This is a genomic window from Halosimplex rarum, from assembly GCF_047715405.1.
GTDB classification, from domain to species: Archaea; Halobacteriota; Halobacteria; order Halobacteriales; family Haloarculaceae; genus Halosimplex; species Halosimplex rarum.
Genome location: NZ_CP180412.1, coordinates 2,065,788 through 2,092,239, shown reverse-complemented (window position 1 = coordinate 2,092,239; position 26,452 = coordinate 2,065,788). Strand labels below are relative to the sequence as shown.

General features: G+C 60.8%; 16 protein-coding genes and 2 pseudogenes. 9 read left to right on the top strand and 9 right to left on the bottom strand.

Annotated elements, in window-relative coordinates; genetic code table 11:
* Nucleotides 1-47: 47 nt before the first annotated feature.
* Both ACMGFH_RS10225 and ACMGFH_RS10220 read left to right on the top strand, forming a co-directional pair.
* Nucleotides 48-2,609, top strand: coding sequence for a Piwi domain-containing protein (locus tag ACMGFH_RS10225; protein ID WP_415383011.1), 2,562 nt, complete (start codon nucleotides 48-50; stop codon nucleotides 2,607-2,609).
* A 51-nt stretch (nucleotides 2,610-2,660) separates the two neighbouring features.
* Nucleotides 2,661-5,027, top strand: coding sequence for a tyrosyl-DNA phosphodiesterase (locus tag ACMGFH_RS10220; RefSeq protein ID WP_415383010.1), 2,367 nt, complete (start codon nucleotides 2,661-2,663; stop codon nucleotides 5,025-5,027).
* A gap of 255 nt (nucleotides 5,028-5,282) precedes the next feature.
* On the opposite strand, the pseudogene ACMGFH_RS10215 reads toward ACMGFH_RS10220, so the two are convergent.
* Nucleotides 5,283-5,956: pseudogene (locus tag ACMGFH_RS10215) on the bottom strand (RNA polymerase subunit sigma-70).
* A 403-nt stretch (nucleotides 5,957-6,359) separates the two neighbouring features.
* Between ACMGFH_RS10215 and ACMGFH_RS10210 the strand changes: the two are divergent.
* The 3 genes and pseudogenes from ACMGFH_RS10210 (at nucleotide 6,360) to ACMGFH_RS10200 (ending at nucleotide 8,710) form a co-directional block, all read left to right on the top strand.
* A complete protein-coding gene (locus tag ACMGFH_RS10210) occupies nucleotides 6,360-6,995 on the top strand; it encodes a DUF6735 family protein (RefSeq protein ID WP_415383009.1) in 636 nt (211 codons plus the stop codon).
* Nucleotides 6,996-7,098: 103 nt separating this feature from the next.
* Nucleotides 7,099-8,040: pseudogene (locus ACMGFH_RS10205) on the top strand (transcription initiation factor IIB).
* Nucleotides 8,041-8,260: 220 nt separating this feature from the next.
* Nucleotides 8,261-8,710 (top strand): SWIM zinc finger family protein, encoded by a 450-nt coding sequence (locus ACMGFH_RS10200; RefSeq protein ID WP_415383008.1) that lies wholly within the window; start codon nucleotides 8,261-8,263, stop codon nucleotides 8,708-8,710.
* A 258-nt stretch (nucleotides 8,711-8,968) separates the two neighbouring features.
* Here the strand turns inward: ACMGFH_RS10200 and ACMGFH_RS10195 are convergent, their stop codons facing one another.
* From ACMGFH_RS10195 to ACMGFH_RS10185, 3 genes are all read right to left on the bottom strand, one after another.
* Nucleotides 8,969-9,811, bottom strand: a complete 843-nt coding sequence (locus ACMGFH_RS10195; protein WP_415383006.1) for a CPBP family intramembrane glutamic endopeptidase — start codon at nucleotides 9,809-9,811, stop codon at nucleotides 8,969-8,971.
* A 230-nt stretch (nucleotides 9,812-10,041) separates the two neighbouring features.
* On the bottom strand, nucleotides 10,042-10,740 hold the full coding sequence (locus tag ACMGFH_RS10190; protein ID WP_415383005.1) for a hypothetical protein: 699 nt from the start codon (nucleotides 10,738-10,740) through the stop codon (nucleotides 10,042-10,044).
* A gap of 123 nt (nucleotides 10,741-10,863) precedes the next feature.
* Complete coding sequence (locus ACMGFH_RS10185) at nucleotides 10,864-14,829, bottom strand: ATP-binding protein (protein WP_415383003.1); 3,966 nt, start codon at nucleotides 14,827-14,829, stop codon at nucleotides 10,864-10,866.
* A 951-nt stretch (nucleotides 14,830-15,780) separates the two neighbouring features.
* Between ACMGFH_RS10185 and ACMGFH_RS10180 the strand changes: the two genes are divergently transcribed.
* Complete coding sequence (locus tag ACMGFH_RS10180; protein WP_415383002.1) at nucleotides 15,781-16,227, top strand: hypothetical protein; 447 nt, start codon at nucleotides 15,781-15,783, stop codon at nucleotides 16,225-16,227.
* Nucleotides 16,228-17,249: 1,022 nt separating this feature from the next.
* Here the strand turns inward: ACMGFH_RS10180 and ACMGFH_RS10175 are convergent.
* From ACMGFH_RS10175 to ACMGFH_RS10160, 4 genes are all read right to left on the bottom strand, one after another.
* Entirely contained in the window at nucleotides 17,250-17,771 is a 522-nt protein-coding gene (locus tag ACMGFH_RS10175) for a hypothetical protein (protein ID WP_415383001.1), read from the bottom strand.
* Between the two features lie 227 nt (nucleotides 17,772-17,998).
* Nucleotides 17,999-20,731 carry a DNA mismatch repair protein MutS gene (gene mutS / locus ACMGFH_RS10170; RefSeq protein WP_415383000.1) on the bottom strand — a complete coding sequence of 911 codons (2,733 nt, stop codon included), beginning with the start codon at nucleotides 20,729-20,731 and terminating at the stop codon, nucleotides 17,999-18,001.
* 119 nt (nucleotides 20,732-20,850) lie between these two features.
* On the bottom strand, nucleotides 20,851-21,570 hold the full coding sequence (locus ACMGFH_RS10165; RefSeq protein WP_415382998.1) for a class I SAM-dependent methyltransferase: 720 nt from the start codon (nucleotides 21,568-21,570) through the stop codon (nucleotides 20,851-20,853).
* Nucleotides 21,571-21,626: 56 nt separating this feature from the next.
* Entirely contained in the window at nucleotides 21,627-22,466 is an 840-nt protein-coding gene (locus ACMGFH_RS10160) for a sugar phosphate isomerase/epimerase family protein (protein WP_415382997.1), read from the bottom strand.
* A 116-nt stretch (nucleotides 22,467-22,582) separates the two neighbouring features.
* Here ACMGFH_RS10160 and ACMGFH_RS10155 point away from each other — a divergent pair, with 116 nt between their 5' ends.
* Both ACMGFH_RS10155 and ACMGFH_RS10150 read left to right on the top strand, forming a co-directional pair.
* Nucleotides 22,583-22,921, top strand: a complete 339-nt coding sequence (locus tag ACMGFH_RS10155) for a nucleotidyltransferase domain-containing protein (RefSeq protein ID WP_415382996.1) — start codon at nucleotides 22,583-22,585, stop codon at nucleotides 22,919-22,921.
* Nucleotides 22,914-23,294, top strand: coding sequence for a HEPN domain-containing protein (locus ACMGFH_RS10150; RefSeq protein WP_415382995.1), 381 nt, complete (start codon nucleotides 22,914-22,916; stop codon nucleotides 23,292-23,294). The genes ACMGFH_RS10155 and ACMGFH_RS10150 overlap by 8 nt, the downstream gene beginning before the upstream one ends.
* A gap of 16 nt (nucleotides 23,295-23,310) precedes the next feature.
* On the opposite strand, the gene ACMGFH_RS10145 is transcribed toward ACMGFH_RS10150, so the two are convergent.
* On the bottom strand, nucleotides 23,311-24,408 hold the full coding sequence (locus tag ACMGFH_RS10145; protein ID WP_415382994.1) for a Gfo/Idh/MocA family protein: 1,098 nt from the start codon (nucleotides 24,406-24,408) through the stop codon (nucleotides 23,311-23,313).
* 206 nt (nucleotides 24,409-24,614) lie between these two features.
* Here ACMGFH_RS10145 and ACMGFH_RS10140 point away from each other — a divergent pair, with 206 nt between their 5' ends.
* A complete protein-coding gene (locus ACMGFH_RS10140) occupies nucleotides 24,615-26,426 on the top strand; it encodes an ArnT family glycosyltransferase (protein WP_415382992.1) in 1,812 nt (603 codons plus the stop codon).
* Nucleotides 26,427-26,452 lie beyond the last annotated feature (26 nt).

The following is a 26,452-nucleotide window of genomic DNA, read 5'->3' as shown; positions in this document are numbered from 1 at the left end:
CTAGGTTTATCACCTAGGCCGGCATTGACGGAACTACGGGACGAGGGATGCATACACGAAAAGACATCCGGTCCGACGAGCGTATCGATATCACGGTGGGAGTCGTAGAGATCGACGAGTGGGACCACCATACAGTAGCCCGGAAGATACTCCTGACAGATATCGAGGGGAATAATGTCTCGCTGACGATTTTCAACAACAATGACTGTGCGTCGTACGAATGGAACGTGGGTCGTTGGTATCGACTCGAGGAAGCCGTAGGCGACGTTTATAACGGAGAGAAGCAACTCAAGCCCTCCTGGGATTTCAACATAGTCTCACTCGATAAGACACCCTCTGAGGCCACCGACGAGGCAATCCGGCAACTCTCAGAAGAGGAGTCAGCCGAAGCCCAAGATTCGACTAGTTCAAAGTCGGCTAATTCCCTCGGAAGAGGAAACTATCTCTTACATTACTGTCTGGGAGAGCTCCCAGAGCTCCAAGTACATAGCTACCAACTTCGGGTCCCCGGTGGAATAGACGAACAAGATGATGGAGTCGAAAATGGTATTGTTGGCTTCACCGCCCGTGTAGCGGCCCAGTTTCGATATCAAACGCAAGGGCCGGTAACGACAAACGGCCCTCTTCGGATTTACAGTGTCAGCAAGGTGTCCAACCCCATAGAAGTGGCCGGCCATACGGTCAAGCCAGAGCATACCGGGGTAGAAACGCTAGAAGCCCGTTCATTTGATGATCGGGAGCCACTTCGAGAACTCGTCAAGCAAGATCTGAAAGCAGCACTAGTGGGTCAGTACGACGTCAAGGCGATCAACTCTATCATTGAATTTGAGCCGGAAATCCGAGCGAACAGCGGGGACTTCACAGCCTCCAGAGAATACAAGTGCCGTATCTGGATAGATCCTGATGGGACAGTCATTTGCGGAGTGGACAGCAGCTACCATCTCCAGTCAACCTTCTCTGCGGCCGAATACGTCCGAAATGGTCACGAGATCGAGGGAGTCACCGTCGAGCACGATACAGACGTCTATGAGAACGGTGGCACTGGAACGGTACAGGAGTTAGTCGAGACTGGTTACGAGGAATTCGTCGACGAGATGGGGTCCTCCATCGCTGAGTATCACCGAACGCGTGGATACGTCAATGAGGAGACCATACAAACGGTCGCTGCCAGTGAGCCCATCATGGCTCAGATCGACTATGGAACGATGGACGGACTCCAGGCGCTCGAGTATTGCTCTGTGGTCCCGACGCTAGACCAGTTGAAACTCCTCGACGGAGACTTCCACGGACGGTTCCAATCCGTATCTCGAAAGCGGCCTAACGAACGGTTCAGCATAGCTCGGTCGTTCATCGAGTCAGTCGGAACGACGCCGTCGTTAGCACTATCACCCGATTCCTGTCCTTCCAACGTCTGCTACGACGAAATTTCGATTGATGCAAATCGGTCAAATCTGCGATTCAAGAACGGGAAGACTGAATCTTATGGAGCCAAAGGACTCGACCGACACGGAGTGTATCAGTCCCCTCCGTCATTCGATCTTCTCTTCCTCTACCCACAGCGCTACCAAGACGAGAGTAGTGACTTCGTCAGGCTTCTCCTCAAGAAGCTCCACGCCTACGGGACGAGTCCAACGAAGATCGAACGAGAGGCGTACGCGCTCGGCTCTGAATTCGACTACACCCAGGTAGCCGAACAAGCCACTGATTTCGACGGCGTCGTTGCGGTTGTGCCGGATGAGGGCTGGATAGAGAAGCAGACCGATATCGACGACCCATACCCAGAGTTCAAACAACAGTTCGGACAGAAAAAACTCCCCTCCCAGATGGTCGCGGTCTCCAGCCTTTCTGAGGATGACTACCTGGGGAACATCGCTGCTGGACTCGTGGCAAAATGCGGTGGCATACCGTGGCGAGTTCACGATGTTCCCGGAGATACCGACGTATTCATCGGACTCGACGTCACCTACGACGCTGAAACCGAACAGCACGTCGGTGCGAGCGCAAACGTCGTTCTCGGGGATGGCTCTATTCTTGCATCACAGTCGACGTCGCTGCAGAACGGAGAGACATTCCAGATTGACGATATCGTCGACGTCATCAAGAATCTCCTGAACATTTACCTCGAAGAGGAAGAGGGAACACCGAACCACGTCGTCATCCATCGCGACGGCCAGTTCTATCTGGATCTCGAAGCCCTCGTAGAACGACTCGAAAAGGCCAGTGATCTCATCCCAAAGTTCGATCTCGTCGAGATCCGAAAGAGTGGGAATCCGCGTATCGCCTCCTACACGGGCGACCGGTTCGAGAGTGCACGGAAAGGGGCTGCATTTGAGTCGGAAAACGCCGATCACGCCTATCTAGCGACGACAGGCAAACCAGAACGGCTTCCCGGAACTCCACAACCGATCCGCGTCGTAAAGCGACACGGGTCGACAGACCTCTCCACGCTGACCAAGCAGGCCTATTGGCTGTCGGAAGCCCACGTTGCGTCGATCAGTCGATCGACCCGCCTGCCGATCACTACATACTACGCGGACCGGTGTGCCGAACACGCGAGGAAAGGGTATCTCCTGAATGGCGAACTTCTCAAAGGAGTCCCATATGTGTAGAGTAGGCCGCTTCACGAAATATCTCAACTCACCAAAACCAGATCACTACAAATGACTGAATCATTTGAACTCCCCTTCGGAGGGGACGACAGCGGTCGGGTCGAATTGTTCAAGAGCTACAATCGTTTTGCGTCGTACTTCGAGGATGCGACCAGAATGAAGGTCGTTACGTACTGCGACTCGCCGAAATTCATCCTCGAACTATTCGACCGAGTTGAGACGCTGGAGTATCTGGAAGTCGTCGTCGGTGATATCGACGATTACCGAGAACGTCTCATCGATAAGCCAGAACTCGCGGATAGACTTGAACAATTGAAACGCGATGGAAAGCTCGTAATCTACCTCTGTGAGAATAAAGAAGTCCACAGCAAGGTATATCTCATCGAATACGGCCCAAGTAGTGACGCTTCTCGCCGAGAAGCCGAGTCGGACACACTAGACTCGTCAACTGGGGACGAAACGGCTAATCAGCAGACGCTTGGGACAGTAGAATCGGCGGTAGAGGAGGAATCCAAAGATTCGTCCGAAGAACAGCTATCTGAGGAATCCGAGGAGACAGAACTCTCTCCGGTCCGCGAAGCTACCGCAATCATTGGCTCACCAAATCTTTCCAGCAATGCGTGGACCCGACAAGCGAACGCAGGAGCAGTATTCGAAACGTCGACGGCCACCAAACTCTGGTCGGACCTGGAGAACTTCTACGAGGAGCACCGCGAGTACAACAAAAACGGTCCATTCCTCGATGATCTGACTGAGCGTATCGCCAACACTGACGACGATCGTGAAGAGGTCCTCACGCTCTATACGGAGGGCAAGGTCAAAACCCGTGACGAAGTAGGACAACTCCACGGACGCCTCGACGAACGGGTTGAGGCAGAGGCTGATAAGGTCGATCTCGTGCTTGGGAACGATATCGACCTCAGCGAGGATGTTGAAGAAGCCGTTGAAGAACGGGCGGCCTCGATGGACGACGTCAGTCAGGGTGAAGAAGCCAAAAACGGCGAGGAATCAGTAGCCGAACTTGACCCTGGTGACTCGGGGGATACCCGCATCAATCTCTCACTCGTAGGGCACAGCGACGAAGCGATTGAGACGTTAGCGAAGATGACTGATTTCGATGCGTCGCTTTCCGGTGACTCGTTAACAGCTACTCCGCGGGCCGTTCAGCAGTACAAACGTGACGTATTCGAGGTCCCCACGATGCGCGTTTCCCGAATCGAATCCGACGAGCAGAACGCGACACCGAACGACGTTGAGTTTGGCGACCACCTGACGTTCCACGCTGACGGGAAGGTCTATCAAATCGGACAGTCACTTCCAGATGAGCGCGACCGAGTTACGTCGGCTCTCCAAGGTATCCAAGATTACATTGAAACGGTTGATAAATACGGGAACTGCAACGATCCAGACGCTGTAAAGGCACACATGGCTGAGGCGCTCCTTTGGATGATGTGGGCACCATTTGCCAATCGGACCGCCGCCTTCTACAGCCAGTACGGAATCGATCTCGACAAAGCACTCCCCAACTTGTACGTATACGGAGAATCCGACGCAGGCAAAGGGACGTTCGCCGAGTTCGCACTATCGCTCATTAGTGGCGGCCGCGTCAAACAGCCAGTAGACGCCGACGAAATAGGAAAGAGAGAGATTCGAGGAATGCGATCCGCTAACACGGCATTCCCCGTCGTCGTCGACGACATCACCAAAGACACCGTCAATCGGTTAGACACGTTCCGGAACTACTGGGGTAACTGGACCTCCGAAGCTAGCTATCCGTTATTTGCGTTCATCAGCAATGACAAGCGTCCAGACGAGTGGTTCCGGAACAGGGCGAAGATCCTCCATTTCGACGTCAACTTCGACACGAGTTACAAGGGCGAGGCGGAGGTAAATCGACTTATTGATCAAGAGAACCCCCTCTTCCTCTGGTTTACCCATGAGCTCCTCACTCGAGAGCTTGAGCTGACTGACGATGACGATGCGCTCCGGGTCGCCCGTGAAGTCATGATCGACATCTACGAGTACGCCAACGAACCCGTTCCAGACTGGTTCCCACGGCGACCCGCGGACGAGGAACATGACTCCGGGAGAGACAGGTGGTACGATCTGCTCCAACGTGAGGATGTTTCTACTGAAGACCGGGGAGATACGCTGCGCGTCACCTTTCCGGAGGAGATGTCGACAGAGACCTACACCTACATGCGGGATCCTCCTACAGTTGCACGGGTAGAGAAACGTGGCCGAGACCTGTTAATCAAGTCTCCAAAGGAATTCGTTGGATGGTTGGGGACACCACCTGCCGGAGTTGATCTGCCTGATACGGAAGCCAAGACAAACACTCAGGAAGAAATTAGAGAGACCCCCAATGACGACGGAGAGAGCGGCTTTCTGGGAAGAGTCCGTGGGATATTCACCTGATCTTATTCGTTAGCGACTTAGTAGTTGCCAGAGTAGAGCCTTTCGCATTTTCAAAGGGAAACAATTCAACTGGGGCGCATTATCGTGACGGTGTGACCGGTACGTGCAGGACTCCACTGCTTGGATTATAACCCATTTCAACGCCTTACACAACAGGACTGAATTATCCCTCTACCGTAAAGTGGACATCCTTTGTCCCTCTTGGGGTCAGCTCCTCAAGCAGTTCGATGAGTGCGTCACTTCGGTTGTTGAAGCTCATGTCTGCGCCCGTTCCGTCTCCCGGTAGCTAACGCCGAGGTCGAGGTCCTCGTACATCCGGTCGAGCATCGCCAGCGCCGACTGGAACTGAGTGTAGTTCTCGCGCATGTACTCAAGGGTCTCGGTCCTCGGGATCACCGGGTATCCCTCGATGTGCTCAATGTCGAGTGAGGGGCGTGGCTCGAGGACGATCTGCAGTGGCCCGTCCAGCTCCTCTCGGGGCTGTCGCTCGAATGCGGTGGGGAGGCCGAACGATTCGAAAAACGCCTCCCAGGCGTCGACATCCTGCTCACGAACAGCGAGGAACAGCGGATAGTCATCCGGATTCCGCCCAACTTGGTAACCACCTTGGGTCCACACGTAGACGGCGTCGATCCGTGTGAACGCGAACCGCCAGTCACCGAACTGTGGGATGACATAGGCCTCCTCGATGGAGGGGGGACTGACGCCGGCGCTGGCAGCGACGAGCTCGCGAGCAGCGTCTCTCACGCGCTCGTCGGCGACACTGAGGCCGTCGTCATAGGAAACGTAACTGCGTCTTCGAGCCGATTGACGGCCTGTCTCACCGTCTCGTACGGCGTGTGCAGGTTTTGAGAGACCCGACGGATGGAGTCACCACTCTCGATGGCGAGGACGATTTGCGCCGCTGTGTCATCGAGAACCTCGTACATCTGGTAGTTCCCAATAATCAGGTAACAATTAAAAGTCTTCCTCGACTGGCCATGAAATTACCATTGACGACAGGTCTGGGCCCGAGAACGGCCGTGCCTATATCGTGCGCAACTCGCTCGCTCTCGTGAGCAATTTCCGGACAGATCCGATCGATCTGCGTGCTGGCGACTGGCTCGGACTGCACTCGTCCGTTCCTGTGAGACGCCGATCTGGGTCCTGAAACAGCAACCACGTCGACGAAGCGTACGATCCGAACGTTCTGTATACATTCGAGGAGCAGATCGCGAAGATGGCACCGGTGCAATCGGGCAGGATCACTCGTCGGACATAGATCGCGTCCCGCACGGGAGTTTATTTCCCCCTGGAAGGGGTGCGGGGGCTCCCAAACTCCCGCGGAGTACAATGGGACATCGCGCACTCATCGCCTACGAACGGCCGGACAGTACCTACAACCTGCACTACTCCCACTGGGGTGCCCAGCACCTTCGACTCAAACGAGCCATTACGGCATCAACGCCATTCGGTGGCGACGATCCGGATGAGACGATCCAAAACGTTCACCGACGACTCCGTGAAGCAACGACTGACCACACTGTCGACCGTGTCCTCGACGCTCACGCCATCCCGTCGAGACAGATCGATGTCGAACCGTGGGCGATCGGGCTCACTCTCGACGAGATCATCACTGAGCATCTGGACTACCTACACCACGAAGCGTGCTACGTCGCCGACACCGACTTCCGAGTTACTGCCTACCGGACGCACTGGTTCGGCCTACAGTTCGATTGTAAGGCCGTCGAGGATGCACCCACAGTCGGCAACGGTGCGCTTCGGACCGTGCGCTGGTACGACGGCGAGCCAGTCGGTGACGGCTTCGCGCAGGGCGAGTTCCGGGGGCTCAAGGATGTCGCCGGCGACCTGCTCGACCGCGGCGTGTTCACCCACGCCGACGCCATCGACTATCTGGAAGCGAAACTCGACGAGTGGGTCGACGATCAGGAAGAACTCATCGTCCGTAGACCAACGCTCGTCGAATAACAGTAGACAATTCACTGGAACTCCGGTGTGCGCTATCGTGTGATTTTGTCTCCCCCTGAGAGGGGTGCGGGGGGCATCAAACGAGGCCTCGCGCTGACCTTCGATGGCGACGACAGAACCCTACGAGAGCGACTTCGACGAACAGAGTGGTCGAACGATCCCTGCCGACGAGTGTCCCGAGTGCGACGGGCGACTCGCCACGGACGGCGGCGAAACCCGGTGTACGGACTGCGGGCTCGTCGTCGAGGCGTGTCGCCTCGATCGACGCGGCCCACGCATCTTCGATGAAGACGAGACGAACCGGAAACGGACGGGCGCGCCGCTCACTGAAGCCCGTCACGACCGCGGGCTCTCCACGGAGATCGGGAGCAAAATCGACGGGCAGGGGAACGAACTCTCCGGACAGAAGCGACGGCAGCTGGGTCGCTTACGCCGCGAACACACACGCGCGAAGTGGCGGTCGAAAGCCGAACGAAACCTCGCCCACGGCTGTACGGAGATCGCGCGCATGACTGGCGCGCTCGACCTCGATCAGGACGACCGCGAGCAGGCCAGCGCGCTCTTCCGCTCGGCGTAGAACGAGGACTTACTCCATGGACGCTCGATAGAGGCATTCGCAGCGGCCGCAATCTACGCTGTCTGTCGGTGTACGAATGCAACCCGGACACTCGGTGAGGTCGCGTCGGTCGCGCAGGTCGACCGCGACCGCGTCACCAACGCCTACGACGTACTCAACGACGAACTCGGACTCCCCGCGCCTCCACAGCGACCGCAGGAGTTCATCCCAGGTCTCGCCTCGTCGATGGACGTTCCCACGGAGACCGAGTGTCACGCTCGCGCACTCGCCGAGCGGGCCTGGCAGGCCCAGGAAAGCATCGGCGTCCATCCAGCGGGCTTCGCAGCGGCGTGTCTCGCGGTTGCTTGCCGTGACCACGGCGTGGACATCACACAACTCGACCTCGCCGCAGCAGCGGACGTGAGCACGGCGACGGTCCGCGACCATCGCGATACGATCGAGGCCGAACGGGAGGCGTGGGACCGATGAGGCTCGTCTGGTTCCGTGGACGCGTCCCCGGCCTGGATCCGACCGTAGAGCGCGTTCACGAATGTCGCCACTGCGGGAAATCGGTGGACTCGTCGACGACGTCGTGTCCGGCCTGTGGGCGGTCGGCCATCGCCACCTACGAGATCAGGTAGGCGCGAACGGTTCGGTCTGTCCGCGCCTCGATGGGCGGAGCGCTCATGTCTGGGTGTTCCGGCCATCCATGCATCCACTGGAACAACTGGAATTTTCGACCCGAGTTGCAAAGCGTGCCCAGTACGAAGCTTTCGAGTTCTCTCTCGTTGCGGGGAACGTATCCATTCGCAACGGAAGCCACGCGAACCCAAGCGAACACGAGTATCTCGTCACCGTCGAGGACGGGCTTCCGATCGAGTGTACGTGCCCGGCAGATGACCACTATGAGGGCGCATGCAAACATCGTGTTGCCGTCGCAATCAGACGGCCACTTCTCGATGCGGTCACAGCCGCGGACGGCTCGCAGTCGGTCGCCGCAGACGGCGGCCACGTTCCAGCGTCGGCAGCAAACACGCCCGAAGCGACGTCGGCACAGGACGAGGCAGGAGCGGCTGACGACGAGGAGTGTCCGGACTGCATCGGCGAATTTCCCTGCTGGGAATGTGTTCGGACCGGGTGTAAGGAACTGCCAGAGTAGCTGTCGGTCACTTGCCGGGCAAGTGCGTTGATCAGGCGGACGTATTTCTGTTGGTTCCCGCCCCTTCTGCTCCCAGACGGTGAATGGGGGTGAGCCTGACCGCCCGTGCCCCGCCTCCCCACCCACCGCTCCGTGCTCGCTCCGGAAGAGCAAGCTCTTCCGTGCTCTCGTTCGCTGCGCTCACGAGAACACCGCTGCGCGCGCAGCCACGACCCGGATTGGACAACAGCCGACCGGTATCTGGTCCATGACGAACTATCAATAGTTTGTCCCGTCAGTCCTTTCTGCTTCCTCCTCCCGGACCGGGTAGGCCTTCGCACTAAGACCAGCGGTCGCGACACGGACCAGACATGTTTCCCCCGGGGTGACATCGGTCACGCCAACCCGCCGTCCATCCTTGGTTTTCGCCTTGTAGAGTCCATATGAGGGCTTCCTATGTGGGCTGACGGTGACCCAGTGCTCTTCACCTGCAGCGAGTTTATTCGGGTGAACGATTCTGACGAATCGCCGGACGACCAGGCCGGAGACAGAGACCAGGTTGGTCAACATGTGGATCCCGATAGCAACGTAGCCCAAACCGTGGAGCCACAGGTACAGCAACAACACCCCGGAGAGGAGATGCGGGAGGAGGAATGATGTTTGGTCGAAGTAGACGTGGAGATACGCCCAGGCGACGGTGGCTGCGATCGACACCAGCAACGCAATCTCGGCGAAACCGGTCGCTTGCCGAGTCAGGAGCACAGGGACCCCTCGGAAGACGATTTCTTCGATAACGGGGACAAGGACGACCGTCTCGAATGTCCACCACAGATCAGCAGCAGAAACCTGCGTATTCGCTGTTTCGGCTCGTTTGAGCTGTTCAGTCGTCACAACTGACGGATCAGCCGATCGTTCGACTGACCGTTCGTCTCGGAGTCCGTATCGTTCGCACAGCAGCCTGAATCGCACTCTGAACCTGCGTAGATATCTCGGCAATACGATCTTGCCGACCATGGTAAGCCCCCAGGCCAGCAGGATGCTCTCGGGGTCACCGTCGCGGATCTGTGCGAACCAGGCCGTGACCACCTGCCAACTAGCGGTCGCGATCTCGACGGGAAGCATCGTTTCGTCTCGAAGCCTTACTGGAGTTGTGTCGGTTCGAATTGGAGGAATGTTTCAGCAGCAAATTCGTCGCTGACGATCTCCCGCTGGGGAGGGCTGTACTGATTCGGTGGTTTTCGGCGGCTGCTCGGTGCAGTCATCTTTGTGTCGGTCGAGGGGCCATTGCAATCGAACGAATGTGTGGTGAGTGATAAGTACACAACTGCTCGCTAGCTACGCGGGTGCTCCGGTCAGCGTGACCTAATGTCGTGGTTGTGGTCGTCTTCGAAGAATGAGTTCAGTTCACGGGTCGATCCACGGGGCGTGTCGACGAGCGACCGATACTCGGTCATCTCCTCGTAGGAATCCGCTGAGAAGTAGTAGATCGTGAACGCCTGCCCGTAGTAGGGAATCTGGACGAGGACGTCCTGGGCAGGCTCGTTGATGCAGGGGAGTGAGGTGAGACGGTCTTCGATAGGGGACTTCCCGATGAGAACGTCGAGCCATCGGCCAGCGTGTTGCCCACCCAGCGGATAGACTTCGACGTAGACACCTGGGCCGTCTTCCTGGATGCGTTCGTCGAACACTGCCGTCTCGGGAGCGCTTCGCTCGGTCAGCCCGGCCACCATCGATTGCAGTTCGTCAGGGAGCGCCTCGATACGGCAGTAGTCGATGTAGACGCTTTCCTCGCCGAGGAGATCGAACTGGCCATCGAACACCGCTGCCCCTGGCGAGTTGACATCGCGTATCGTCGCCCGGATTTTCGTACCGCGCGTAAGCCCATTGACCTGCGCTTGTAACTCACTCAGATATGCGTTGGATTCCACACCGAACACGCGGTGGTTTGCCACCCGCTCGTCGGCACCGTCGGGGTTGAGCTGGACGAGATTGTGATGGCCGATTCCGTCCGGCAGCGGATACACACGGAACTCGTCAGTGATGGCGGCCATATTGTCATCTGTACTGGTAATTAATTTATCTTTTTCGAATTCACTTCACTCGCGATGGAGCCGCGGGCGATAGCGTCCACCGTTGCAAGCGGTGCCCTGTGTGCCAGTTCGCTGGCCGGCGATCTAATCGTCGCTCAGGAGCGTATCTCGCACGTACTCGGCCGGATAGATCGCCGTCAACCCCGGCGTGTCGATCCGGAAGTCCCGGGGAGGGGTGTTCCGACTGTAGGTCTTCTCGACACGAGGGTCGCCCTCGGGTGGGTCGTTCAGGACCGACAGCACCTGGTGGCCGTCCTTGCGTGCCATGACGATCCAGATGGCCTCTTCCGGGTCGCAAGCGGCCATCTTGTCGTAGTCCTCGGGAACCGCCCGGTGGACGTCGTTGTTGACGCGTTCGACCTCGACGGTGACGACGACGTTCCCCTCGCTGTCGAGGCCGGCAACGTCGAGTCGCCGACGATCGTAGCCCGTGGGGTCCTTGTCGACCTCGGAGCCGTCGCCCATGAACGCTGCTGCCGGGAGCGACCCCTCCTGAAGTTCGTGATAGGGGGAGACCGTCTCGACGGGCGATTCGGGGTCGTCCCTGTACTGCTGTTCGAGCAACTCGATCCCGACCTCGACGCCGAAGACGTGCTCGCTGGACTCTTCGAGATCGCCTCGCCCGTGGCCGTAATCGATGCCGCGCCGATAGGCTTCGCCGATCACCGTTCGACCATCGGGTGACACCGAGTACAGCCGGTGTGGGTGGTCGGTGTCGTGGCGGACCAGATCCGCGTCCAGCAGTGGCTGGAGGTCCTCCCTGTCGATCCCGACGTACTCCTCCAGGCGAAGCATCGAATCGGTCTTGAGGTCGTACTCCCGCGGGTCGTAGCGACGCTGCTCGGCGTTGTAGACGGCCTGGATGAACAGCAACTGCGTCAGCGACCACTCCGAGGCCACGATCTCTTCCGGCGAGAGTTTCAGATTGAACTCACAGATCGGGATGTCGTCGGAGTCGACCTCCCCCATGGAGTGACAGCACTCGATGGCCCGGACCATCCCGTTGATAGACGGGTCGTAGCGATTATGACACGCTGCACAGCACAGCGCGTCCACCTCGTCGTCGTACGTAACGCAGTCGGGCATGCGCCGCGTGTGTGGCAGGAGCGTATCGGTGCGGAGGTCGGGATGGGTCTGCTCGGCGTGTTGTGGCGCTGACTCCGAGTCAGCCGTGTCTGCGTCCGGATCACTGTCCGTCTCGTCGGTGTCGTTGGCCGCTTCAGCATTAGCGGTCTCGATGGCGTCGTGCTGGCGGAGGCCCGCAGTTGCGGCCGTTCGGTCGCGGACTCGCTCGAAAGCGGTCTGGAACGTGCGTTCCTCGGCCCCCGAGAGCGGGTCGTCACTGGCCGGGTGACCGGGCGGGGCCGCAAGCGACTGGGCGAGGAACGGCCTGACCGCCGGCTCGTCGAAGTCGGTCCCGGGCCGGACGAGCCACTCGCCGCGACTCATCCCCGTGAGGCGCCTGTCGACTTCCTCGACAGACATTGCTTCGGTCGCGAGAACGCGCGGCAGGTCGGTATCGACCGAGACGTTCCCGACGACGAACGTCGCCGTCTCGTTGAGCGCTTCCTGGTAGGTGTTGTTCTCGGGATCCGGTGACTCCAGCTGTTCGAGAAACTGCAGACCGAGGGCGATCGATAGCCCGAAACTGCGCCCCTCCGAGAGTAGCGTGTCGAGTAGTTTCGTCGCCCCGACGTCGCGGGCCTCTTCGAGATAGAGATTGACCTGCGGGGGGTCGTCGTCACCGTGGTCGCGGCGCTGGTCGCGCGCTTTGAGTGCCGTCCAGAGATTCGAGAGGATGACCAGCGTCAGCGTCCGCTTGGCCTTCCCCTCCATCCCCGCGAAATCGAAGACGACGACTTTGTCCTCGTCGATGACCTCCGTGAAGTCGAAGGACGGCTGGGCCGTGTTCGAGTCGCCTGTAGCGGTTTCGTCGGGGTCGTCGCGCTCGTCCGGGGTGTGTTCGAAGACAGGCGCAAGCCGGCCGTCGGTCGCGATGTTCTCGACGCGGCCGACCGCTCCACCGAGGATCGCGTTGAAGACGTCCCGGTCGAGGTCGTCGAGGCTGTGGAAGTAGTCGGTCAGGTTCTCGTCGGTCGTCGAGGGCACCGCCTCACCGCGTTGGGTCTGTCGAAGCGCGCCGATCAGATCGTCGTGGTCGATCGTATCGCTCCCGTGGACCGGGTCGTAGAGCGCGCGGATGTGATTGTCAATCGCCTTGACCGACTCTGCGGCCTTGCCGTAGTTCTCGGCGCCCATCACGCCCTCGAGGATCTCCGCGTAGTGGCCCGCCTTCCGTGACCGGGCTTCCTCTCTGGGGACGCCCGCCTCGAGGAGCGGTTCGATGTCGAAAAACGAGAAGGCCGGCAGCACGCGCGAGAGGTCGAAGTACAGCACGTCGTCGAGGTCACCGTATTCGGCGTAGTGGGCGCGGAGGTACTCCTCGGCGGTCCCGCCGCCCTTGTAATCGAAGAGGATCTCCGGGCCGTCGGTCGCCGCGGCGTTGGTGACGATCCCACCCTCCATGAGCACGGACTTCCCGGAGCCGGTGTCCCCCACGACGACGAGATGGCGGTCCTGCTGGCTCGGTCTCAGGTAGAACGGCTGACCGTAGGGCTGGCGGTCGTGAGTCAGCGGCATGCACAGCGCCATTCCCGGCGGCGTATACTGCATGAGTTGCTGTGGCGGCGGGAGCATCAGCGCGGTCTGTTCGGCCGGCCGTGTCTCGAGTGCGCGGGTGCCGTCGGGCGTGAGGTCCCCGCCGTCGACGAGACAGAGTCCCGGCAGTTCCTCGGGAGCGACGACGATCCCCCGACTCTCGAAGGAGTTCCACGGCAGTTTGTTCGCGACCGATTCGTAGGTGACCGGGTGGACCGTGCGCTCGATCACCTCCTCGAAGAGCGCCGTTCCCGGTGGCGTCTCACCCAGCGGTTTCAGATCCGCGTCGGTGACGATCTCGCCCCGTAGTTCGTGATGCGGACCGTCGACGTCACTCAACGCAGTCTTCAGCTGCCGGGCGACCCTGTCGGCGCGCTCGTTGTCCGTTCGTGTCAGAACGACGGCGCGTGCAGAGACACGGAGCGTCCGCTGTGGGTCGCGCTCGTTGATGGCCTCGATTCGCTTGCGGTCCGACGCCGGCGGCGTGTATTGCTCGCGCTCCTCCTCGGTGCGCGGTGAGACGGCCTCCCAGAGGCGCGCTCCCAGCGTGGCCGTCCCGTCTTCGAGATCGTATATGTAGTCGTCCGCTTGCTCGCTCCAGTCGTCGTGGGATTCACAGACCAACTGGTAAACGACCGGGACCGATGCGTTGGCCATCGTCTCGATCAGCGGTGCGATCGACGGCCCGGACGATCCATCGTTTTGGCGGCCCATCGTGTTCGTTCGCCGGGTCGATGTCTGTGAGCGACGGGTCGAGGGATTCGAGCGACGACTCGACCCTGTCCGACCGGCAAACGGCGTCAGGGGAGTCTGCCAGTCACGACTGCGCTTCGTTCGGCCGTAGTATTCGACACCCGCGACGTACGGATGGACCGTCGTATCGACCACCTCGCCGGTCGGGAACGTGATCGAGTGTCGCCCCGTCTCCGGGTCGGCGATCGGCAGGAACTCCTCGACGTATCGGGGGTGCCACGTCACCTCCCGGAGTTCGTAGGTCGGTGGGAAACAGCGCCGGAGGAGGCCGATCAGGTCCTCGATCAGGTCGGGGTGGTTCGTTCCGACGAGATACCGGATCTGGGGGTCGGGACGGCCGTCGGAGACGAGCAACCACTCGACCTGTGGCACCTGTGTGGACCGACGGAGCGTCGCGATCAGCCCGGTCTCCGTGTGCTCGGCGAGCAGCGCCTGCACCTGTTCCATCGCCCGCGTCACGGCCACCGGGTCGACCCCGGTCTCCGCGGGCCGGATCTCGATGTACGGTCGCGGCTCGATAGCGTCAGCGGCCGGCATGGACTCGGCCGCCTGCATCTCGTCCGGAACTGCGACCGGGAGTGCCGACGAGTCGGCCGTTGTTCGCCGTTCGGTCTCGCCCTCGGGCACGTCAGTCGCCATTGATACCGGCCTCCGGTAGGTACATTCTTGGTGGCATCCGTCTCCGCTGGCTGGGATGTGGACTGACTCCCAAGCAGGTGAATCGGTACTGGGAACGACTCTGCGCGAGGAACTCGACCCAGCTCGATGACAATCGACCGGGCAGTCCTTGCGAGTTTACCATCTGCTTTCCCCCCTCGTGTCTCATCCTGATACCCTCATGTACTTTCAATGTAACTAACCAATGGAGCGGAATGGAGACTTTGGGAGAGTAATCGAGAGGGCAGCCACCGGACAGAGTAGCGCCCAGTGAGGAGCAACCAAACAAATTCTGGTCCGGCCACCAAGTGACGAGACTGGCGGGAATACTCGTTGGTTCCGCGAAGGAGGGGTCCAGAACGGACGAAGCGTCGATTTTATTCGATGAGTGGAGAAGCGAGTACGAACTATGTGGCTTTCCGAAGATAGTTGTGAGAAGAAAACGCTTGAACCAATCAAAGTCATCGGCGCCGCAATTAGCCGATATAGAACCCTTAGACTTATGTCGACAACGCTTGGGCTACACCACGAGGTCCGTCCTCGTTTGCATGGACGACGATCTCCGCTAACTCCCCATCAGTGACGTAGCCGATTGGATCTTCTTGATTTCCCGCAACGAACATTGTGGCAGCCAGAAAGTCTTCTAGAGGATTCTCTGGGTCGGGATGATTGCATACTGCTTCAATAGCAACTTGAGCACCTTTGGTAATATGTGCCATTGCATATAGCCGTATCTTTTCGAAGTATTTGAGGTTTCACCATAAACCCGGAACATAACCGGGGTTGAGAGACGTATATCGGGAACTACACCCTGTAGAGAATCGCTGAATTGCCTCTCATCAGATGATCCTGCCTAGCTTTGTGATGGAAATCTGAGGGAGATCACTGGATATTGGGCGAACACTTTTCCCGGAATTCCTACCACAGTATAGTATGGATCCACTCTCTGGCGCAGTGGTTGGAGGAGTTGCCCGAAGTCTATCAGACAAGACCCTAGAGAAGATATCAGCTCAAATTGCGGATTCTCCTGACTTACAGAAGGAGAAAGAGATTAGAGAGAAGCTTGTCTCGTCTTCTTATCGGATTGGGCCGTGCCGTGTACAGCATATCACTGTGGATCTGCTTGGAGGAGCCACAGCGTTAAAACTGGAAATTATTGGACCAGGCCTTATTGGCGATCTTGCCCGTGAATACCATCTCACCGAGGTTGAGGAAATCAGAGAGATCGTCGAAAACACGGATTCAAGTGGGTTTGAAGCTGTTCAACAGGTAGGCGACGAGCTGATCGAGGAGGTTTATTTAGTAGTCCATTCCTCAGACCCTCACGAGATCCACAATATGTTATTCGAGTTCTGCGAGAGTGTAGGTCGTCGATTGTAGTGAAGAAAATGCAATTTGAAGCTCGTAGATTTCAGAGCAAATCAGACCAGGCATGAGTATTAATTGTCCTAAATTTAGATATTGATCGTGCCTTTATACAAAGCGCCCAAAATCACCTCTCAGTACACTAATGTCGACATCTCGGAGCTATATCGATCATCATTCATGGGTCTTCAGCCGAACAGCTGAATTAGATATTGAAGAGGACTCTGTGAAAATAGAGATTTGGCTAACTGAAGGTAGGAAGTTAGAAATTGAGACCGTAGAGCACCCAGAAGGCCACTTGAAAGACGGAGTCTACGGAACATTAACAGGGAGAAACAGATCAAGGTGAGAAAATCATTGCGAAGAACGTACTATCTGGCCCGCTTACAGGCGTTCAACCACTTTCTAGAATAGAGATAATTCCAGATGAGAGTTGGCCAACCAGAGGAGAATCTGTGGAAGCGATAGCAGATGTTCTTGGCTTCCAGTGCTCGAGACATCCCGATCACTGTAACCCCGATTCCGATCTTGACCTAATCGAACGAACTGATTCCCGAGCGGGTGGAGGTAACCGTGCAAATTGGTCTATGGCTTTTGAACCTTTTGACGATTATGCTACCAGGGTAAATTCAATCCAAGAATACCATAATTTGGTTCGGACTGGAAATTTACGATTTGAGCTTGATGGAGTGTATGGCGGGGTAGAAAGAATATCAGATTTTATCTCTGAGAGATTAGAAGAAATTACTTGGTTGAGTTCCTATATTCAGGGAACCATTCCCTCTACACCTCGGTGAACGTGTGTCAATCTCCGGACTGTCCGTCGATTGGACGTTTGGACGTGCCTGGAGTAACCCGGGCACGTCCCATATTATAGAATAGGAACGCGCGCCTTGGAACTCCGAACCTGGTCGAGAGAAACGACTTCCTTCCGCTCAGATCTGCGACAGGTGTGGAGGTGGCTTGCCACATACGGAGGGGGAACTCAAGTAGCAGAGTACGTCCAGAACGCCTTATTCAGTGAATGTGTAAACCATTCAAACCCGTAGAACATCTCCCTGTTCCTCGGCCTCATGAAATGTCTCGTAGATCACTCCCTTGTTTTCCTCATCAGTGACATTCGACATCGTCTGAAGAGGATCATAGTTCCGCAGAACTTGGTAGAGTTCGGGTTCTCTAGATTTAGTGTCCTCTATGACAGTGTATCGGTCGAACTGGAACGCTTTCTCGGTGATGATCTCGCCATCATACTCTTCATCGAGAAACATCGCGCACGGTCCCTCAACAAAGCCGATTACCGTCAGAGTATGACTTTCGTTCGTCAACACTCCATAGCCTCCATCGCGTGTGAATGTGATGTAGGAACTGAACGACCGGTCTGCTCCACCACCAGATGCGGCATCTGATTCAACTGAAGCACCGGCGTCGAAATCTAATACACCGATACCTGCTCTCATTAGTTCTTCAATCCGGGACTCATCCAACGCTGGTTTCATTTTCACCCGGACAACATGGCTATTCTTGGACGAAACTTGCGGGGTTATCGATGTCCCAGACATGACCTATCTTATTAATTTACAGTCTTATAATAACCCTGGTAAACGGGTGCTGACACTCCCCCTAAATTTTCGCGCGCCCCGAAAGGGGGCGGATTTCAGCTCAACTCTGCAGATAGCGTGCGGTGTATTTTGAGATTGTGGCCTTAGCCACACCCCTATTACGAGGAGCTCGAGGTACTGTATCGACGCGATATCTATAGTCTCGACGTCTCGGTATCGCAGTTCAGCTAATCAGCGTCGCTGTCGTCGAGTTGCTCCTGCCAGGTCTGAACTTTGGCCATCAGTTCGACGGGTGGCGTCTCGTTGACATCGATATCACCGAGTTCGTCGAGGATGGCTTCGGTCTCCGGATCGAGCGACTGACCGTTCGAATCGGTTGCCGGCACCTCCATCTGGCTCCCGTCGGTCGCGACCTGTTGCTGGGAACTGTTCGTGTCACCGGCGACGAGTTCACCGGACCCCAGATCGAAGACGACCTGTTCGGTCTCACTGCCGTCGGCCACGTCGCTCCCCTGGACTTCGATCGCTTTCTCCTCGCGGAGTCTATCGAGCACGTCTCGCGAGCGGTCGACGACCGGCTCGGGGACGCCAGCCAGGTCGGCGACGTGGACCCCGTACGACCGGTTCGTCGGCCCGTCTTCGACGGTCCGCAGGAAGGTGACATCCCCGTCGCGCTCGTCCGCGGCAACGTGGACGTTCTCCACCGTCGGGAGTTCCTCACCGAGCGCCGTGAGTTCGTGATAGTGAGTCGCGAACAGTGTCTTAGCCTGGATCCGGTTGACGAGATACTCCGTCGCCGCCCACGCGATGGAGATGCCGTCGTACGTGGCGGTGCCCCGTCCCACCTCGTCCAGAATCACGAGCGAGTCGTCGGTGGCGGAGTGGAGGATATTGGAGAGTTCCTGCATCTCGACCATGAAGGTGGATCGGCCCTGTGCTAACTCGTCTAGCGCGCCCACTCTCGTGTAGATGCCGTCGACCAGTCCCACTCGCGCGGAGCGGGCGGGGACGAAGCTGCCGACCTGCGCCAGCAGGGTGATCAGCGCCGCCTGGCGCATGTACGTCGACTTCCCGCTCATGTTCGGCCCCGTCACGATCAGGAACTGCCGGTCGTCGTCCATGTAGAGGTCGTTCGGCACGAACTGCGTCGTCTGCTCGACGACGGGGTGGCGACCCCCCTCGACGGCCAACTCGCGACCGTCGGTCAACTCCGGCCGCGTCCAATCGTTGCGGACGGCGTGGGCGGCCAGACTCGCCAGCGCGTCGCACTCCGCCAGCGCTCGGCCCGTCTCCTGCAGGACCTCCGCCCGCGCGGCCACTCTGTCGCGCAGGCGCTCGAAGATCTCCCGCTCCATCTCGTGGCGCCGTTCTTCGAGCCGGAGGATCTCCCGTTCGCGCTCCTCGAGTTCGTCGACGACGTACCGCTCGGAGTTCTTCAGCGTCTTGATCTGCTCGTACTCCTCGGGCACTCGGTCGGTCTCGCTCTTGCCGACCTGGATGTAGTAGCCGTCGGTCTTGTTCCGGTCGACCGACAGGTGAGTGATACCCGTCTTCCGTTTCTCCCGCTCGGGTAACTCCTCGATCCACGCCAGCGCCGACTCGTGAGACTCGATGATCTCGTCCAGTTCGGCGTCGAAACCCTGGCGGATCAGCCCGCCCTGCGTGACCGTCCCGGGCGGGTCCTCGACGAGCGCCTCGTCGAGGTCGGCCGCCAGCTCCGCGGCCGCCTCCCGGTCTGGCCGGTCCAGCACGTCCGTGAGCGGTGAGTCTGCCAGGCGGTCTGTCTCCGCGATCAGGTCACCGACCGCGGGCAGCAGCGCGAGCGTCTCCTGAACGGCGCGCAGGTCGCGGGCGTCGGCGCTCCCCGAGGCGGCCTTCGAGGCCAGCCGTTCGAGGTCGTACGCGTCGCCCAGCGTCTCGCGCAACTGGTCGCGGGCCATCGCCGCCTCGGCGAGCGCGGCGACCGCGGACTGCCGACGCGTCAACTCACCGCGGGAGCGGCGCGGGCGCTGGAGCCACTCGCGGAGGAGGCGCCCGCCGGCGCTCGTGACGGTGTGGTCGACCGTCGAGAAGAGGGATCCGTCGCGATCCCCCTGCATGGTCTCGGTGAGTTCGAGGTTGCGCTGGGTCGTCGCGTCGAGGTCGACGTAGGCCGACTCGTCGAACGACTGGAGGCGGGTCATCGACGCCAGCACGCCCGCGCCGGTCTCGTCGACGTAGGAGATGACCGCGCCGGCCGCCCGCACCGCGGCCTCTGCGTCGGCGATGCCGACGCTCTCCAGCGTCTCCGCGCCGAACTGCTCGCGCACGCGGTGGCGTGCTCGTCCGGGTGCGAACGCCTCGGTCGTCTGCAGCGACAGGGAGGCGTCGGTGCGCTCGCGTACCTCGTCGAGGAAGGCGTCGTCCGAGCGGACGTCGGGCCCGGGAAGCACCTCTGCGGGGTCGAACTTGTACAGCTCCGTCAGCGCCGCCGCGGTCGCGTCGGCGCCCGACTGCTCGGTGACGAGGAACTGCCCGGTCGTCACGTCCGCGACGGCGATACCGTAGGTCGCGTCGTCCCCCGTCTGTCTCCCGTCGGTCCCGCCGTCGCGGACCACGGCCGCGAGGTACTGCGCGTCGTCGTCGGTCGTCGCGAGGTGCGTTCCCGGCGTGACGACCCGTTCGATCTCGCGGGCGTGACCGTCGCCGGTCTCGTACTGGTCGGCGACGGCCACGCGGTAGCCGCGCTCGACCAGCGCCGAGAGGTACGGCGTCAGGTCGTCGAGCGGCACGCCCGCCATCGGGTACGACGAGCCGTGGGACCCCTTCTGCGAGACTTTGAGATCGAGCTCGTCGGCGACGATCTCGGCGTCCTCGGCGAAGAACTCGTAGAAGTCGCCGCACTGCATCGCCAGAATGTCGGCGTCGGTCTCCTCCTTGAGCGCGAGGAACTCCCCGACGATACCCGTCGCCTCGGTCATACGGTGACCTGTGTCCGAAGTCGGGTAAAAGGCTACGGGTCCGGAGCGAAAGTGGTCCGACTGGTCGGCGGGCGAGGCCGATCAGAAACGCCCCGTCTGCTCCGCTCGATACTCGGTCGCTATGCGGATTTCGACGCTCGAACGCACAGGAACGTCGGGTAGGTCAGCCGTTTCTCGTAGGACTCCGGCTTCTTCGCTTCGAACCCCTCGCTGGGCTTCGGTTCGACCAGCTCGTCCAGCTGGAACCCGGTTTCGAGAAGCGGGTTGACGACCTCGGAGAACGGCCGGCGATAGAACGGGACGTCGACTTCCTCGTCGTCGGCCGACCACGTCATCCGATGCCGTTCGACTTCGAAGTAGTTCTCGGCGTCGAACGCGACGTACTCGTCGACCGGATGCTGCGCCGAAAACACGAGGAACCCGCCCGGTCGGAGGACGCGGGCGAACTCCGCGAAGGGCTCTCGCCAGTCTTCGACGTAGTGGAGCGAGAGGCCGCAGACGACGCCGTCGAAATCGCCGTCGTCGGCGAACTCCAGTGGCTCCGTGATATCTGCCCGGCGGATCGCCGCTCGCTCGCCGATCCGCCGTCTCGCCTGTTCGAGCATCTCGGCGTTCTCGTCGACGGCGACGACGTCCGCTCCCCGCTCTACCAACCACTCCGCGTACCGACCGTGACCGCAACCCGCGTCGAGAACTCGCTTCCCCTCGACGTCCGGAACGAGGTCCGTCGTCGCGGGAAATTCCAGGTCCGCGCAGTACGGGTCCGCTTCCTGGGTCTCGTACGTCTGCGCCAGTCTATCGTACGCGTCAGCGACGGTGGGGCGCTCGTCGGGCGGCATGAATCCGATCTCATGTCACCTCCCGAATTAATGACTGCGGTTCCGATTTCGCGTCGTTACTCGTAGCGGACGCCCTCCTCGTCGAGGACACCCTTCAGCGCCTCGGCGGCCGCTTCGAACCCTTCGGGGCCGCTGTAGCCGTACGCCGACCCGGCGAACGACAGGTGCGGTTCCAGCGAGAGCGCGCCCTCGAATCCCCGGTCCCGTAACGCGGCCACTGTTTCGCCGATGCGACCGTCGCCCTCGCCGGCGGGACGGATCTCGCCGCGCTCGCCGTATTCGGCGTCCTTGATGTGGACCTGTTCGACGTACTCGACGACCTGTAGGAGCGCGTCGGGGTAGGGACGGACGCCGATCTCGAGGTAGTTCGCGGGATCGAAGACGGCCCGGAAGTGCGGCGAATCGACGGTCGTCAGCAGGTCCCGGACTCGCCCGGGCGTGTCGCCGTAGATGTCCTTCTCGTTCTCGTGGACGAGCGTCACACCTGCGTCTTCGGCCTTCTCGACAGCGACGCGGGTCCGCCGGAGGACCTCCTCGCGGTGGTCCGCGGGGTCGTCGCCCTCGGGGATGTAGTAGGAGAACACGCGGACGTATTCGGTGTCGAAGCGGTTCGCGAGTTCCAGCGCGCGGTCGAGGCGCTCCATGTGCGGTTCGAACTCGTCTTCGATCCCGATCTTGCCGATGGGCGAGCCGATGGACGTGACCGAAAAGCCGCGCTCGTCGAGCGTCGCCTCCAGTTCGTCCAGCCGCTCGTCCGAGAGGTCGAGGGCGTTCTCGTCCCAGACGCCGCGCAGGTCGAGGTGGTCGATGTCCAGCCCGTCCAGAGTCGAGAGCTGGTCGTCGAGGTCGGAGGCGATCTCGTCGGCGAATCCGCTGATCACGAAGGGGGCGGTCATGTCTCCGCGGTCGCGGCGTGGGACCGTATGTCTTGCCACCGCGGAGAGGGATGCCAGTAGCCAGGCTACCCATACGTGCGGCTGAAATTTAAATACAGTCGTGAGCAAGTTCCGGTATGGCCGAATCGACGCTCCCCCATCGAGACGCCGTCGACGCGTTCGTCGACCGAGTCGACGATGGGCGTCTCGATGCCGTCCACCGACTCTACCTCTTCGGGAGCGTGGCGCGTGGCGTCCACCGGTCGGACTCCGATATCGACATCTTCGCCGTTCTCGACGACGGCGCTGACGTCTCTGCAACCGAAGAGCGATTGCGGGATATCGCCTACGACGTAATGCTCGAACGCGGTGCCACGTTCAGCATTCACGCAGTGACGGAATCGACGATGGACCGCCGTGAGGATCACCCATTTTTCCGCACTGTGATCGAAGACGGACAGTCTATCTATGGCTGATCGGGAGTACGTCGAAGAGGAACTTTCGAAAGCAAGAGTGGCGCTGGGAGATGCAGAATCCCTCGTAACTAGTGGTGGGAGCGATGCCGGTATTGTGAATCGTCTCTACTACGCCTGCTTTCACGCTGCACAGGCGGCGCTGTATGACTGTGGGGTCGAACCGTCTTCGCACGGCGCAGTTCGGAATCTTTTCGGTGAACACCTCGTTCTCGATGGAGACATGTCTCGCGATCAGGGCCGTCTTCTGACGACGCTCGCTGATCTTCGACAGCAGGCCGACTACGGATACGCTCCGATAGATGAAGACGTCGCTTCACTCTTCGAACGGACGCAGCAGTTCGTGGACGATATCGGCCGACTCCTGAATCAGTAATGCGAAACTCGACCGCTCACTCGATCCGCACCGGCTCGCCCCGCTCGGCGGACTCGTAGATCGCCTCGATGATCTCGACGGCCTTGCGCGCCTCGCTCGCGTCGAGCATGTACGGTTCGTCGTCCTCGCGGGCGTCGAGGAAGTCTTCGATGTTGCGCCGGTGGTTCGCGTAGTCGATGCTCATCGGGTCGGCCGCGCCGCCGCCGGAGTCGGTCTCGCCGAACTCCTCGCGGATCTCCGGGTCGTCGTCGCGCGCCTCGCGGAACTGCCAGGTGACGAGCTCGTCCTCCAGGATCTCGGCGGTGCCGCCGCGGCCCGCGATCTGGAGGCGCTTGAGCGAGCCCGGGTACATCGACGTCGCGCCCAGGATCTGGCCCAGCGTCCCATCGCGGTAACGGAGGACGGCGACCGCGGTGTCCTCGACTTCCATGATCTCGTCGCTATGGGCGCGGCGATCCGTGTAGGCGAAGACCTCTTCGACGGGGTTCGGGTTCCCCGCGCCGTCCGCAGCGCTGTCCGCGCCGGCCGCGCCGGCCGCGCTCGCGAGCCACTGGATCGCGTCGATGCCGTGGATCGACTGGTTCATCAGCGCGCCGCCGCCGTCGAGTTCCTGGGTCCCCTGCCAGGCGCCGTCGTAGTAGCCGTCGTCGCGCCACCACGGTACGTAGGCGCTGGCGACCGAGAGGTCGTCGAATCGGCCCTCTGCGGCGGCCTCGTGGAGCTGTCGGACGACGGGGTTGTAGCGCTGGTTGAAGATCCCGCCGAGTCGGATCCCGGCCTCGTCGGCCGCCGCGACCATCTCGTCGATGCGGTCGGTGGTGATTTCGAGCGGTTTCTCGCAGAGCACGTCGACGCCGCGTTCGGCGGCCGCCAGCGCGGGTTCGAGGTGGGCGCCGCTCGGCGTGCAGATGCTGAGGACGTCGACGTCCTCGCCGTCGAGCATCGATTCGGTATCAGGATACCACGCGCAGTCGTACTCGTCGGCGAACTCACGGCCGCGCTCCTCGGTACGGCAGGAGCCGGCGACGAGTTCCGCGCCGTCGATGTCGGCGATGGACTCGGCGTGCATCGTCGCGACTGCTCCGATCCCGGCGATCGCGATGCGGTGTGTCATGTCGTCGCTCCGTTCGCAACGCCGTGGCAAAAAGGTGACCGAGCGGGCGAACCGCGCCGCGAACGGGGGTGTCGGAGAGCAGACGACGACGGCGGCGGTGACTTGGAGTCGCTGCCACCGGCGGGAGCGCCGGACCCTATCCACCGGCTACCGCGTCGAAGGCGGGTCGTTTTTAACCGTTCCCTCGGTCGAACGGATACGTACAGATGCCCCTCCCGGATCCCCTCCAGCGGGCGAAGCGGCAGGTCGCCGAGGACCTCCGCGCGGACCCGTATCTCCCGTATATCCTGGTCGCCGCCCTCCTGCTGTCGTCCTTTTGGATCTGGCACCGCCTGCCGAACTTCGCGACGCGCGACGAGCGCTGGCGAGTCGTCGACCCGATCGAGGTACTCGCGGCGTACCTCGACGACCCGGGACTCGGTTCGATCACCGAGGGCGTGGGGTACTGGCGGACCTACGGCTCCGCGATGTACCTCTCGGCGATCGCGCTCGTTCCCGTGCTCGTGGTCGTCCTGGCGAGCGACGCGCTCCCGTCGTTCGCGGACATGGGCCGGCACGTCGGCGTCGGCTTCTGGCCCCACTGGCTCCGGACGCCCGGCTGGATCTGGACCTGGAGCGTCCTGCCGGTTCGCCTGGCGAACGTCGCGATGGCCGTCGGCAGCGTCTACGTCGTCTACCGCATCGGAACGACGGTGCGCGACCGCGCGGTCGGCCGACTCGCCGCGGCGCTGCTGACCGTCTCCTGGGGATTCCTCGTCCTCGCACACGAGGGCGGCGAGGACGTCCCGTCGCTGTTTTTCCTCCTGCTCTCGCTGTACTTCGCTGTCCGCTACGTCGAGTCGGGCGTCGACCGGCTGTTCTACTGGGGGTGTCTCTTCGGCGGCATCTCGATCGCGTTCAAGCTCTCCGGCGGCGTGAGCGCGGTGATGCTCGGCGTGGCACACGTCCACCGCGCTCGGCGCTCCGACGAGGGACTCATGGGGTCGCTCGTCCGCCCGAAGTTCCTGGGCATCGGCGTGCTGATCGGGATCGCGACGGTCGTCGTCGGGTTCCCGAGCATCGTCTTCGGCGCCCCGGAGGAGTTCGGCGCGCGGATCAGCCGCGCGTTCGGCGCGAAGTCCAAACCCCACGGGTGGCTCGTCCAGCCGAGCTGGTGGTGGATCCTCCGGGGATACCTCAACGGCGCCGGGATCCCGCTGCTGGTCGGGTTCGTCGGCGGCGTCGCGGCCGCGATCGGACGATTCCGCGAGCGGTCGCTGACGGCCGACGCACTCAGGATCGCGCTGGCGGGCGTCGGCACGTACCTCCTCGTGTTCTCCACGTGGCGATACGTCCGGACGCACCACCTCCTGCCGACACTCGCGCTGCTGGCGCTCGTCCTCGCGGTGGCACTCGTCCGCCTGCGCGAGCGCAGGCCCGCGGTCGGTCGGGCGCTCGTCGCCCTCCTGCTGGTGACGAGCGCCGCCTACGCCGGCGCGGGGACGCTCGCCTACGCTTCCCAGCCACGCGACCAGGCCGTCGACTACCTGACCAGTCACGGCGGGACGAACGACACGATCGAGACCTATACGGGAGATCCGCAGGACGCCGCGGTTCCCCACAGCGAGCGCGTCGACTATCGCCCCCGCTTCGGCGTCAGGACCTTCGAGGACCGCTGTCCGGCCTACGTCGTCCTCAACTACCACAAGTCGCTGCTGTATCTCGCGCCCGACTCCTGGGGCAAGCGGGCCGACGTTCTCTCGAACCCGAGCACCGAGGCGTTCGTCGGCGACCTGCTCGCCGAGGACACCTACCCCTACGAGATCGCCGGCGAGTACGGACGCGAACCCCGGTTCCTCCGCGGCGAGGGGCGCGCCCGGATGTGGCAGCGTCTGCTCCGGGTCGGGACCCGCCCGCGAGTCATGCAGTACGGCGACCCGCAGGACATGGGCGTCGACCAGTACACCGTCGTCCTCCGCCGGACCGGCGAATGCGGGAACGGCACGCTCACGGACGAGACTCGCCCGGAAAGCGGGTGACTGGGACGGGTCGGAGCGGTACCGAC